The organism is Streptomyces tremellae, assembly GCF_039540215.1.
GTDB lineage: Bacteria > Actinomycetota > Actinomycetes > Streptomycetales > Streptomycetaceae > Streptomyces > Streptomyces tremellae.
On the sequence record NZ_BAABEP010000035.1, the window covers coordinates 29,597 to 42,265 of the forward strand.

Genomic DNA, 12,669 nt, shown 5'->3' on the forward strand with positions numbered 1-12,669 from the left:
TGACAAGTGGACTCATGAGGAGGACCCCATGCGCGGTGCCATAAGCACCACACGGGTCGGGCGCGCGATGGTGATCCCCACGGGGGAAGTGCGATCGTGACAAGTCCAGTTCAGACCGAGGACACCTCGGCCCCAGGCGGGCCGGGTCCCGACGCCGTCACCAAGGACGGGGCCCAGGAGGCGAAGGCCAAGGAAGGTCTCTCTCCCGGCCAGTTGATGTGGCGCCGGTTCAAGCGCGACCGCACCGGGGTCATCTCCGCCTGTGTCGTGATCTTCTTCGTCGTGATCGCGCTCCTCGCCCCGCTCATCAGCAAGGTGTACGGCAAGGACCCGTACACGCTCTACGGGCAGAACAGCCTCACGCTGCTCAACGAGTTCAACATGCCCTCGGGCTCCTTCGGCGGCGCGTCCGGCAGCTTCTGGTTCGGCATCGAGCCGAACCTCGGCCGTGACGTGTTCACGCAGCTGCTGTACGGCATGCGCACGTCGATCTTCACGGCCCTCGGCGCCACCGTGGTCGTCGTGATCCTCGGTGTGCTGATCGGCCTGGTCGGCGGCTACTTCGGCGGGGTCGTGGACTACTGGCTGGGCAGGTTCACCGACCTGCTGCTCGGCTTCCCCTCGCAGCTGTTCATGATCGCCTCGATGCCGGTCATCACGGCCGCGTTCGTCAAGCCGGACGAGAACACCCCGGTCTGGCTGCGCGCCGCCGCGATCATCTTCGTCACCGGCATCCTGGGCTGGATGGGCCTCGCCCGGCTGATCAGGGCCGCCACGCTCACCCTGCGCGAGCGCGAGTTCGTGGAGGCGGCGAGGATCTCCGGCGCCTCGCCCTGGCGCATCATCCGCAAGGAGCTGCTGCCGAACCTGTGGTCCCCGATCCTCGTGCAGGCGACGCTCCAGCTGCCCTCGAACATCCTGAGCGTCGCCTTCCTCTCCTTCGTCGGAGTCGGGTTCGTCGAGCCCACCCCGGACTGGGGGCGGATGTTCGCCAACGGCGCCCAGTACATCGAGCAGGACCCCTGGTACATGCTCTACCCGGGTGTCGCCATGGTCATCTTCGTGGTGGCCTTCAATCTCCTCGGCGACTCGGTCCGAGACGCATTCGACCCGAAGTCCGGGCGCTGACCGACCAGTCGGCACCGAGCTGAGGGGACTGCTGCCACCCCGGGCGTGGATTCAGGCCGCGCACAGGCAGCACAGCCCGATCACTACTGACAGATAGGTACTCACCACCATGAGGATCTTTGGCTCGCGCAGAGCCCAGGCCGCGGTCATAGCCGTAGCCGCGGGATCGCTGGCGCTCACCGCGTGCGGTGGCAACGACGGGGGCAGCAAGGGGCAGCCCAAGACGCAGACCCAGCAGGACGCGAAGAAGCTGAGCCAGCCGGTCGCCTTCGGCAACGCGCAGCAGTCGACGGGACCCGCTCCCGCGGTCGCCGGCGCCCACAGCGGCGGCACCATGCAGGTCTACCAGCAGGCCGACTTCTCGCACCTGGACCCGGGCCAGACCTACGTCAGTGACGGCAAGGTGCTCGACCGCCTGCTCCAGCGCGGTCTGACGCAGTACTCCCAGGACGCCAGCGGCAAGCTCACCGTCGTCGGCGACCTCGCCACCGACTCCGGCAAGCAGTCGGACGGCGGCAAGACCTGGACGTACACGCTGAAGGACGGGATCAAGGACCAGAACGGCAACGCGATCACGTCGGCGACCATCCGCCACTCGATCGAGCGCCTGTACGCGTCCTTCGAGACGGACGGCCCGACCTACATCCAGCAGTGGCTCTCCGGCGACGGCACCGCGTACCGCAAGGCCCTGCCGGGCGGCGGCTACGACGGCAAGCACCTGCCCGACTCGGTGCTCGCCACGCCCGACGCGAAGACCATCGTCTTCCACTTCAAGCAGGCCGAACCCGACCTGCCGCAGGCGCTCACGATGCCCGGCTACTCGGCCGTGCCGATCAAGGGCGACACCAAGCAGAAGTACGACCAGATGCCGCTGTCGACCGGTCCCTACAAGATCGCCGACTACAAGCCCGGCAAGTCGATGACGCTGGTCAAGAACCCGCAGTGGGACCCGAAGACCGACTCGGTCCGCCACCAGTACGTGAACGGGTTCAACATCCAGACCAACGTCCAGAGCGAGGACCAGACCAAGTCGATCCTCGCCGACCGCGGCACGGACAAGAACGCCATGCAGTGGACCGGCGCCGTCGCGACCACCCAGGTCCCGAACGTGACCGGCGACAAGGCTGCCATGGCCCGCACGATCCAGGGCTACCAGCCCTACGTGTGGCAGATGAACTTCAACATGGACCGCATCAAGGACAAGCGGATCCGTGACGCCATCGCGTACGCCATGCCGAGCGCGCAGGTCGCCAAGCTCGACGGCGGCTCCTTCGGCGGCGAGGTGGCCAACAGCCTGCTGGCCCCGACCCTGCCCGGCTTCGACGCGAAGTACGACCCCTTCGGCAAGCTGAAGAAGCCCAACGGCGACATCGCCAAGGCGAAGCAGCTCATCAAGGAGGCGCACGCCGAGGGCAAGAAGATCGTCTACGCGTACGCCAACACCCAGATCCGCCAGCAGCAGTCGGTGGTCATCACCAACATGCTGAAGCAGATCGGCCTCGACCCGGTGACGAAGGAGATCGACAACGCCACCTGGTACGAGCAGATGGGCAAGCTCAAGAACGGGATGGACATCTACATGACCGGCTGGGGCCAGGACTGGCCGTCCGCCTCCACCGTCATCCCGCCGACGTACGACGGTTCGAACCTCCAGGACGGTTCGTCCGACTACTCGCACGTCAACGACCCGAAGGTGAACGCCGCCATCGCCAAGGCGGAGAAGATCACCGACCCCGCGCAGGCCCAGGCCGCGTGGACGACGATCATCAAGGACATCATGGAGCGGATCAACCCGGCCGCCCCCGTCTACTACACCAAGACGTTCCAGATCTTCGGCTCGAACGTCGGCGGCCTGCGCTACTCGAACGACTCGAACGAGGTCGACGTGACGCGTGTCTTCCTGAAGAAGTAACCCTTCAGGAAGGGGACAGCCCGCAAGACCGGTCCCGGTGGTGTGCACCCGGCGGAGTGCGCACCACCGGGGTGCCGGTTCCCTCGTTACGACACCTCACAGCAGCCGCCGTCCTGAGAGCAGCGACCAGCCATGCTTCAATTCCTCATTCGCCGGACGTTCGGCGCCGTACTGATCCTCATCCTGATCAGCGCGATCACGTACTTCATGTTCTTCGCCATCCCGCAGGACCCCGCTCTGCTGGCGTGCGGCAAGAACTGCACCCCGGACGCGCTCGCCATCGTCCACAAGAACCTCGGGCTCGACCAGCCCCTCCCGGTGCAGTACTGGCACTACGTCGTCGGCATCGTGATGGGCCGGGACATCCAGGGGAGCCACTGCTCGGCGCCCTGCCTCGGGGTCTCCTTCGCCAACGGCCAGAACGTCTGGTCCACCATCCTCGACCGGTTCCCGCTGACGCTCTCCCTGATGGTCGGCGGCGCCGTCGTCTTCCTCGTGGTCGGCCTCGGCGCCGGCATGCTCGCCGCCTGGAAGAAGGGCACGACGGTCGACAAGGTCTTCAGCGGCGGCTCGCTGGTGCTCAGCTCGCTGCAGATCTACTTCCTCGGCCCGCTGGTCATGCTGTGGCTGGTCTTCTCCACCGGCTGGCTCGCGAAGCCCTCGTACACGCCGATCAGCGAGAACCCGGCCGCCTGGTTCGCGGGACTGATCATCCCCTGGGCCGTGATGGCGACCATCTTCACCGGGCAGTACACCCGTATGGCCCGCTCGTCGATGATCGAGCAGCTCCAGGAGGAGCACGTCAGGGCGGCCCGCGCCAAGGGCATGGCCGCCAGGTACGTCTTCTTCCGCTACGCCTGGCGCGGCTCGCTGATCCCGATCGTCACGATCCTCGGCATCGACATCGGCGCCCTGCTCGGCGGCGGCATCGTCACCGAGATCACCTTCGACCTCTCGGGCGTCGGCAGGCTCGCCCAGCAGTCGGTGATCCAGAAGGACCTGCCCACGACCCTGGGTGTGATGCTGTTCAGCTCCGCCTTCATCCTGCTGTGCAACATCGTCGTGGACGCGTGCTACGCGATCATCGACCCGCGCGTACGGCTGTCCTAGGAGTAACGACAGTGACCACACTCACCAAGCCCGAGGGCGCCCCGGTGCCGACCGCGTCCGACGCGTTCCTCTCGGTGCGCGACCTCAACGTGCGCTTCTCCACCGAGGGCGGCATCGTCAAGGCCGTGAACGGACTCTCCTTCGACCTGGAGCGCGGCAAGACGCTCGGCATCGTCGGCGAGTCGGGCTCCGGCAAGTCGGTGACCAACCTGTCCATCCTCGGCCTGCACGCGCCCGAGACCACCACGGTCGAGGGCGAGATCTGGGTCGACGGCCAGGACGTCACGGACCTCTCGCGCCGGCAGCTCGAAGACCTCCGCGGCAACAAGATCGCGATGATCTTCCAGGACGCGCTCACGGCGCTCTCCCCGTACTACACGGTGGGCCGGCAGATCGCCGAGCCCTTCCGCAAGCACACGGGGGCGTCCAAGTCCGAGGCACGGGCCAGGGCCATCGAGATGCTGGGCAAGGTCGGCATCCCCGACCCCAAGAACCGCGTCGACGACTACCCGCACCAGTTCTCCGGCGGTATGCGCCAGCGCGCGATGATCGCCATGGCGCTGGTGTGCAACCCGGCGCTGCTGATCGCGGACGAGCCGACCACGGCGCTCGACGTGACCGTGCAGGCGCAGATCCTCGACCTGCTCAAGGATCTCCAGCAGGAGTTCGGCTCGGCGATCATCCTGATCACGCACGACCTGGGCGTCGTGGCCAACACGGCCGACGACATCCTCGTGATGTACGCGGGGCGCGCCGTCGAGCGCGGCACCACCCGCGAGGTCCTGAAGTCGCCTCAGCACCCGTACACCTGGGGTCTGCTCTCCTCCATGCCGGGTCTGAGCGGCAACGTGGACGAGCCGCTGCGGCCCATCCCCGGATCCCCGCCCAGCCTGCTCAACCCGCCGCCCGGCTGCCCGTTCCACCCGCGGTGCGAGTTCGTCGACCTGGTCGGGGGCGAGCGCTGCTCCACCGAGCGGCCCGCGCTCCCACTGGGACGCGGTTCCGCCTGCCACCTCACGGCGGAGCGGAAACGCCAAGTGTTCATCGAGAAGATTCAGCCCCGGCTGGGCTGACGTACCGGCGACTGGGGCCAAGACCATGAGCGAGAACAAGACGACCGCGGTCGTCACAGAGAAAGCCACACCGGCCGAGAGCAGGCCGCTGCTTGAGGTCAAGAACCTGACCAAGCACTTCCCGATCTACGGCGGGTTCCCCTTCAAGCGGCAGGTCGGCGCGGTCCAGGCGGTGGACGGCGTCACCCTGGACGTCTTCCCCGGCGAGAGCCTCGGTCTGGTGGGCGAGTCCGGCTGCGGCAAGTCCACCACCGGCCGGATGCTGACGCGGCTCATGGAGCCGACGGACGGCACGATCACCTACCAGGGCCGCGACATCACGCACGCGGGCCGCAAGCAGCTCGCGCCCATCAGGTCCGAGATCCAGATGATCTTCCAGGACCCGTACGCGTCGCTCAACCCGCGCCAGACGGTCGGCAAGATCATCTCGGGTCCGATGGAGATCAACGGCATCAACCCGCCCGGCGGCCGTGAGGCCCGCGTGCGGGAGCTGCTCGCTACCGTCGGCCTCAACCCCGAGCACTACAACCGCTTCCCGCACGAGTTCTCCGGCGGCCAGCGGCAGCGCATCGGGGTCGCGCGGGCGCTCGCCCTCGAACCGAAGCTGATCATCGCGGACGAGCCGGTCTCCGCGCTCGACGTGTCGATCCAGGCGCAGGTCGTCAACCTGCTCCAGGAGTTGCAGCGCGAGCGCGGCATCGCGTTCGTCTTCATCGCTCACGACCTGTCCATCGTGCGGCACTTCTCGCAGCGCGTCGCCGTGATGTACCTCGGCAAGGTCGTCGAGATCGCGGACCGCGACACGCTGTACAGCGGCCCCCGCCACCCGTACACGCACGCCCTGCTGTCCGCGGTGCCGGAGACCGACATCGACGCGCAGAAGCGCGAGCGCATCCGGCTCGTCGGCGACGTGCCGTCGCCGATCATGCCGCCGTCCGGCTGCCGCTTCCGCACCCGGTGCTGGAAGGCGCAGGACAAGTGCGCCACCGAGGAGCCGCCGCTGGTGCAGATCAGCGGCAACAAGGAGGGCCACCTCACGGCCTGCCACTTCCCCGAGGACCCGACCATCGCCGCGGCCGACCGCAAAGAGGACGTGGTCATGGACCCGGCCCTGCGGTCGCTGGAGAAGGACCTCAAGAAGAGCTGACCTACCGTCACCCTCGCGCCACGGCCCCGCCGCCCGGACACCCGGGGGAGCGGGGCCGTGCCGCACCCGGATCCGCCATGGCCTGAACTCGGCTCCACAACGCGCGCGTTGAACGCTTTTGTGGCGGGAGACGTGTCAGGGGCGGAGGGACGGTGGGAGTGTGGCTCAGCGTCATGCGGTCGTTATCGGGGCGAGCGTCGGCGGGCTGCTCGCGGCACGGGCACTCAGCGACCACTACGAGCGGGTGACGGTCCTCGACCGGGACCGCCTGCCCGGCCGGGCCGCGCCCCGGCGGGGCGTTCCGCAGGGCCGCCATGTGCACGCGCTGCTCTCCAGCGGCGGCACCGCGCTCGACGCGCTGTTCCCCGGGTTCCTCGACGAGCTCGCGGCCCGCGGCGTGCCCAGCGGCGACAGCCAGGGCGACCACCACATGTACCTCGACGGCCGGCTCATGGCGCCCGCCGACTCGGGTCTTGTGCTGCACGGCGTCACCCGGCCGCTGCTCGAACTGCTCGTGCGCGCCCGGGTTTCCGTACTGCCCGGCGTCACGATCACCGACGGGTGCGAGGCGACGGGTCTTGCCGGCACCGGGCCCGCGGCGCGCTCCCCGGCCCGGGTCACCGGCGTCCGCGTCCGCGAACGCGCGGGGCGCGCGCGGGAGAGCGTCCTCGGCGCCGATCTGGTGGTGGACGCGGCGGGCCGCGGCTCCCGGGCGCCGCAGTGGCTCGACGCGCTCGGCTGCCCGCGTCCCGCGGAGTCGGCGGTCGACGCGCACGTCGTCTACGCCACCCGCCACTACCGCTACGAACCCGGGCTGCTCGGCGGCCGGTTGGGCACCACGATCGTGCCGTACCCGGGCTGTCCGCGTGGCGGGGTCGCCGTACGGCAGGAGGACGGCCTGTTCGCCGTGGTCCTCGTCGGGGTGTTCGGCGAGGAACCGCCCGCGGACGGCGCCGGGTACGCCGCCTACGCCAGGTCGCTCGCCGCGCCGGACGTCGCCGAGGCCGTGGAGAGCGCCGAGCCGCTCGGCGAGCCCGCGCGCACCCGCTACCCGCGCGGCGTCCGCCGCCACTACGAGCGGTTGCCCGCCCACCCGGCGGGCTTCCTCGCCCTCGGGGACGCACTGTGCGGCTTCAACCCCGTGTACGGGCAGGGCATGACGGTCGCGGCCCTTGAGGCGGACCTGCTCGGCCGGTTGCTGCGCCGGGCCCCAGGACCCGATCCGGACACCCCCGAGTTGCCGCGGCGGTTCTTCGCCGAGGCGGCCGCGCTGGTCGACCGGCCGTGGTCCCTGGCGGCCGGCAGCGACCTCGCGTTCCGGTCCGCGTCCTCCCGGCCGGCCCTGCTCGACCGCTACCTGGCCCGCCTGCGCGCCGTCTGCGCGGCCGACCCGGCCGTCGCCACCCGCTTCCTGCGCGTCGCCCACCTCCTCGACCCGCCCTCCGCCCTTCTCGCCCCCGCCGTCGTCCTGCGCGTCGCCCGCGCCCGGCGGCCGGGGGGCTGAACCGCCGTCCCGGCGGTGGGCGGGGTCCGGGAGGGCTTCAACACCGCAATTCCCAGGAGGAGATCGGCTTACGGCGGGGACACCGCTTACCGGGCAGCCCCTAGAATGACGTCCGTGAGCACTCCAGGAAAGCGCCGAATCGACGAGATCGGCAACGAGAGCCGCCGGCGTATTCTCGACGCGGCGGAAGGTCTGTTCGTCGAGCGCGGTTTCGAGCGCACTTCTTTCGCCGAAATCGCCGAGCGTTCCGGTATCAGCCGGGGATCCATCCCGTGGCACTTCAAGAACAAGCACGGACTGTTTCTCGCGGTGGTCGAGCGCGCGATGAACCGGGCCATGGCCCCGGAGCTGCGCACGTCCTTCCCGACCCTTCCCGAGCTGGCCGAGGAGTTCGGGGCCTGGGTGCGCGACGGCGACTCGGCCCTGGTGTTCATGGCGCTGACCGAGGCCATGAACAGCTCGGGCGCGGTCCAGGGCCAGTACCAGGAGTTCTTCGCGCGGCACCGGCACGGCCTCGAACGCTGGCTGCGCGCGCAGCGCCCCGAGACGGCCGACGAGGGCGTCGCCTCGAAACGTGAGCGCGCGTTCGCCGTCGCCTTCACAGGAACGCTTTTCGGTATTCACCTGCAGGCGCTCGTCGACCGGGACGGCGTCGATTTCGAGGAGGCCATCCGTCTGGTGGCAGCCGAGTTCCAGAAAAACCTCGCCACTCTGTGGGAGACACCGGATTCCGCCGATCCCGGCGCCCGTCCCTGAGCTTTCCTCCCCCGCTTACTGCGAGGGGAACGATGCAAGGAGGGCCCCCTCCTCGCCTTGAGCGCGGGGCGCACGAAAGCGTCCGTGTCGATCCGCAGGGACCCGGCCCCCATGGCGGCGACAACCCGTTCACCGGCGGCATCGATACTCGTCCCTTCCTTGAGGTACTTCTCGGTGCGGCCGGGAGCCTGTCCGCGCCGCACCACGGCGACGCCCTCATCGACGGCACGGGTGTTGTGCAGGATCCCGGTGTCGACGGGCCCGGGGCAGAGCACGTTCACGTCGATGCCGCAGGGGCCCAGTTCGCGCCGGAGCGACTCCGAGAGCTCCGCCACCGCGAACTTGCCCGTCGTGTACAGCACGCTCCCATGGGGGATCAGGCCCGCGCCCGGGGCCGTGTTCACCACGTATCCGCCCCCGCCGCGTTCGATCATGCGGGGAACGAACGCCTGCAGGCCGTTGACGACGCCGTCCAGACTGACGCCGAGGGCCGTGTCCCACTTCTCGTACGTCCACTCGGCGACCGGCGCGTGCGGCGCGATGCCCGCGTTGTTGAACAGCAGGCCGACCGGTCCGAGCCCCGCCTCGGCCGCGTCGGCGGCGGCTGCGTACGCCGCGCGGTCGCGGACGTCGAGCAGCAGCGGCTCGACGTCGGTGAGGCGCGAGAGCTCCGCCGCACTCCTGTGCAGTGCCCGCTCGTCGATGTCCGTCAGCGCGAGGCACACCCCGCGACCGGCGAGCGTCCGGGCGATGCCGAGGCCGATTCCCCGACCACCGCCGGTGACGAAGGCGACGGAACCCTTCCACGTGTTCATCGGACGGCCTTTCCTCGATGCCGGTCGGCCGGAGCGGCGCGGTCACGCGCCTCCTGGCGCGGCGGAACCCGCGGCGCGGCGCCGATCAGATGCAGTACGGCGGACGCGACGGCCGACTCGGCCACGTAGGACGGGCTGTCGAGCGTCCTGACGTCCTCGCCGGGCGATGCGGCGTGCAGGACGGCGACCACCCCGGCGGCGACCGCTCCGGCGAAGATCCGCGCGCCGCGGCCGACCACCCGTGCCCGTGCTCGCGTCCGGCGGGGACGGCGCAGAACAGGCCGACGACCTGGAGCGTCCGCCAGGCCGCCGGCGACCACTTCAGCGTCAGACCGGCGACGACGCCGAACAGGGCGGGCGCCGCGAACAGGGCGCACGCCTGCCTGCGGGAGGCGTCGGCCGGCAGGGGCGCTTCACTGCCAGGACCCCGGTCAGGCGGCGTCTTCGGCGCGTGTTCCAGGGGCACGTTCTCGGGCCTCCTCGGGGCGGGAGGGGCTCCCGCCCTCTCCTTTCTATGTTGATAACATAGGCTCGTGCAAGGGTATAGGGAGGCGGGCTGTTCCGGCTGCGGAGCCGGCACGGCCGCTCCGCCGGGCGCGGTCGCTCGCGACGGGCCCGGAACGCGAAAGGGGAATGTTCCATGACCGTCCTGCCGATCGGGGACCGTGCCGTCTCGGGAGCCGTGGCCGCGCTGCGGGCGGGAGCGCCCCTCGCGATCCCCCTGCCGTCACCGATGCCCTACACGGTCACCGGCACGGACGCCGCGGCCGTCAACGGCGCGAAAGGGCGCCCGGCGGACCAGTCGGTCGGCCTCACCGTCGAGGACATCGACGTGGTGGCCCCGTATCTCGACATCACCGACGAGGCGCTGCGGCTGGCCCGCTGGCTGGGCACGTCGGAGCGGGTCAGCCTGCTGGCGCCGGTCAGGTCGTGCGGTCCTGGCTGGCTGGCGCCCGCGACCCGTGACGGCATGCTCTTCTTCACGTCGATGCCGTGGCTTCCCGGACTCGCCAAAATCCTGGGCGCGTTCGGCCACCTGTACATGAGCAGCGCGAACCTCACCGGCGGCCGGCCCGCCACGACGGCCGCCGAGGCCGAGGCCGCCCTCGGCGGCCGGCTGCTCGTGCTGGACGGCGACGGGCTGCGTGACGGGACACGGCCCCACGGCTCCACCACCATGGTCCGGATGAGCCGCCTCGGCGAACTGGGCGTCGCCAGGTCCGGCATCAACAACGCGGCCTTCGGAAGCGACGAGGCGGCTTACGCGGCCGACCTGGCCGCGCGCTGGCGCTCGCGCGCGGACACCTCCCTGTAGCGGCAGGGCCGCGCGGGTCCCGCTCGCGGAGGCCGGGAACACCCCGTCGCGCAGGGCGCCCAGCGGCCGGTCGGGGGTGGGCGCCGTGTGCCGTGCCCGCTCCGCGGGGGCCGGCGTGGTGGCGTGCCGAGGGCTGAGGCGCCCTCAGAGCCAGCCCTTCCCGCGGGCCGCGTTGACCGCCTCAGCGCGGTTGCGGACCGCCAGCTTCTGGATCGCCGTGGAGAGGTAGTTGCGCACGGTGCCCTGGGAGAGGTGCAGGGACGCGGCGAGTTCCGCGTTGGTCGCGCCGTCGGCCGCGGCGGCCAGCACCTCGCGCTCCCGCTCGGTCAGCGGGTTCGCGCCTCCGGCCAGCGCCGCCGCGGCCAGCGTCGGGTCGATGACGTGCTCACCCGCCAGCACCCGGCGTACGGCGTCGGCGAGTTGGGCGGCGGGCGCGTCCTTCACGAGGAACGCCCCTGCGCCCGCCTCCATGGCCCTGCGCAGATACCCGGGCCTGCCGAACGTCGTCAGCACCACCACCCGCACCCCGGGCAGCTCGGCCGCGAGCTCCGCCGCCGCCTCGATGCCCGTGGCCCCCGGCATCTCGATGTCGAGCAGCGCCACGTCCACCGCGTGCTCCCTGGCCGCGGCCACCACCTCGTCGCCGCGCGCCACCTGCGCGACCACGGCCATGTCGGGTTCGAGGCCGAGCAGCGCCGCGAGCGCCTCGCGCACCATGGACTGGTCCTCGGCGAGGAGGATCCTGATCTGCCCGCTCATGTCCGCGATCCTGTCAGACAGCGTCGCCGCGGGCGGCCAGCGGGACGCGCACCGTCAGTGCCACGCCCGGCCGCGAGGACCGCAGGTCCAGCGTGCCGCCGGCCGCGTCGAGGCGTTCGCCCAGCCCGGTGAGGCCGTTGCCGCGCGGCGCGGTGCCGAGACCCCGCCCGTCGTCCTCCACGGTGAGCTGGAGGAACAGGCCGTCGAGCGTCTGCCGGGGCGCCAGCGCCACCGCGCAGTTCCGCGCACCGCTGTGCCGTACGACGTTGGTGACGGCCTCGCGCAGCGACCAGGCGAGCGCCTCCTCGGAGCGGGGCGCGAGCGCGCCCGGCAGGTCGCCGGGCACGGCGTCGGGCAGCCGGGCCGCGATGCCCGCGACCGCGAGCGTGGTGCGCGCGCCCGCCAGCTCCCCCGGGAGCGTCAGCCTGCGGTAGCCGCTGACGGCCTCGCGTACGTCCGTGAGGGCCTGTCTGCTCACCCGCTCGATGTCCTCGACCTGCTCGGCGGCCCGGCCCGGATGGTCGGGCAGCATCCGGCCGGCGAGCTCGCTCTTGAGGGTGATCAGCGAGAGCGAGTGGCCCAGCAGGTCGTGCAGGTCGCGGGCCATCCGCAGGCGCTCCTCGTTGGCGGCGAGCGTCGCGACCGTGGCCCGCGCCTGCCGCAGCTCGACCATCGTGCGCACCAGCTGGCTCACCCCCACCATGGCGAAGCCGCCGAGCAGCGCGGGGGCCGCGAGCGCGAGCACATACCCGTCGTCGCCCCGCGTCTGCGTGCCCACCAGCGCGAGCGCGCCCACCGCCACCGGGATCGCCACCGCGGACTGCCGGGCCGGCAGGGCCGCGCCCGCCGACACCGACACGTACACGAACAGGACCAGCCACGGCGACCCCATGGTCAGGGCAAGGCAGGCGGCGAGCGCGAACACCCCGGCGAGCAGCGCCCGCACGGTGCCGGCACTGTAGGCGCGCCCGGTGTGCCGGAAGACCAGCGCCAGGTACACCGCCACGAACGCCGCGAGGCCCGCGGAGCCCAGGGCCACGGCCGCGGTGCCGTGCCCGCCGTCACCGAGGTCGGAGACCGGCGCGCCGAGGTAGGCCAGCCAGATGCCGGTCCACATCAGCTTGACCAGTACCTGCCTGCGGTTCTCCGG

11 protein-coding genes and 1 pseudogene are annotated in these 12,669 nt (G+C 71.0%); 8 read left to right on the plus strand and 4 right to left on the minus strand.

Annotated elements, in window-relative coordinates; all coding sequences use genetic code 11:
- Positions 1 to 96 precede the first annotated feature (96 nt).
- The 7 genes and pseudogenes from ABEA77_RS22115 to ABEA77_RS22145 form a co-directional block, all read left to right on the plus strand.
- Positions 97 to 1,128: an ABC transporter permease gene (locus ABEA77_RS22115; RefSeq protein ID WP_345650348.1), complete on the plus strand. Its 1,032-nt coding sequence runs from the start codon at positions 97 to 99 to the stop codon at positions 1,126 to 1,128.
- Between the two features lie 109 nt (positions 1,129 to 1,237).
- Positions 1,238 to 3,040, plus strand: coding sequence for an ABC transporter substrate-binding protein (locus tag ABEA77_RS22120; RefSeq protein ID WP_345650351.1), 1,803 nt, complete (start codon positions 1,238 to 1,240; stop codon positions 3,038 to 3,040).
- Positions 3,041 to 3,172: 132 nt separating this feature from the next.
- Positions 3,173 to 4,150, plus strand: a complete 978-nt coding sequence (locus tag ABEA77_RS22125; protein WP_345650354.1) for an ABC transporter permease — start codon at positions 3,173 to 3,175, stop codon at positions 4,148 to 4,150.
- An 11-nt stretch (positions 4,151 to 4,161) separates the two neighbouring features.
- Entirely contained in the window at positions 4,162 to 5,223 is a 1,062-nt protein-coding gene (locus tag ABEA77_RS22130) for an ABC transporter ATP-binding protein (RefSeq protein ID WP_345650357.1), read from the plus strand.
- A 25-nt stretch (positions 5,224 to 5,248) separates the two neighbouring features.
- Positions 5,249 to 6,370, plus strand: a complete 1,122-nt coding sequence (locus tag ABEA77_RS22135; RefSeq protein WP_345650360.1) for an ABC transporter ATP-binding protein — start codon at positions 5,249 to 5,251, stop codon at positions 6,368 to 6,370.
- A gap of 160 nt (positions 6,371 to 6,530) precedes the next feature.
- Positions 6,531 to 7,874 carry an FAD-dependent oxidoreductase gene (locus ABEA77_RS22140; RefSeq protein ID WP_345650363.1) on the plus strand — a complete coding sequence of 448 codons (1,344 nt, stop codon included), beginning with the start codon at positions 6,531 to 6,533 and terminating at the stop codon, positions 7,872 to 7,874.
- A gap of 105 nt (positions 7,875 to 7,979) precedes the next feature.
- Positions 7,980 to 8,174 (plus strand): annotated as a pseudogene (locus ABEA77_RS22145) (TetR/AcrR family transcriptional regulator); the annotation flags it as partial.
- Between the two features lie 320 nt (positions 8,175 to 8,494).
- Here ABEA77_RS22145 and ABEA77_RS22150 read toward each other — a convergent pair.
- A complete protein-coding gene (locus ABEA77_RS22150; RefSeq protein WP_345650366.1) occupies positions 8,495 to 9,445 on the minus strand; it encodes an SDR family oxidoreductase in 951 nt (316 codons plus the stop codon).
- On the minus strand, positions 9,442 to 9,684 hold the full coding sequence (locus ABEA77_RS22155) for a hypothetical protein (protein ID WP_345650368.1): 243 nt from the start codon (positions 9,682 to 9,684) through the stop codon (positions 9,442 to 9,444). Before ABEA77_RS22155 ends, ABEA77_RS22150 begins: the two co-directional genes overlap by 4 nt.
- A 401-nt stretch (positions 9,685 to 10,085) precedes the next feature.
- On the opposite strand from ABEA77_RS22155, the gene ABEA77_RS22160 reads away from it, so the two are divergent.
- Positions 10,086 to 10,760, plus strand: coding sequence for a Sua5/YciO/YrdC/YwlC family protein (locus ABEA77_RS22160; protein ID WP_345650371.1), 675 nt, complete (start codon positions 10,086 to 10,088; stop codon positions 10,758 to 10,760).
- A gap of 144 nt (positions 10,761 to 10,904) precedes the next feature.
- Here ABEA77_RS22160 and ABEA77_RS22165 read toward each other — a convergent pair whose 3' ends face one another.
- Both ABEA77_RS22165 and ABEA77_RS22170 read right to left on the minus strand, forming a co-directional pair.
- Entirely contained in the window at positions 10,905 to 11,519 is a 615-nt protein-coding gene (locus ABEA77_RS22165; protein WP_345650374.1) for a response regulator transcription factor, read from the minus strand.
- 13 nt (positions 11,520 to 11,532) lie between these two features.
- Positions 11,533 to 12,636, minus strand: a complete 1,104-nt coding sequence (locus ABEA77_RS22170; RefSeq protein ID WP_345650441.1) for a sensor histidine kinase — start codon at positions 12,634 to 12,636, stop codon at positions 11,533 to 11,535.
- Positions 12,637 to 12,669: the final 33 nt, after the last annotated feature.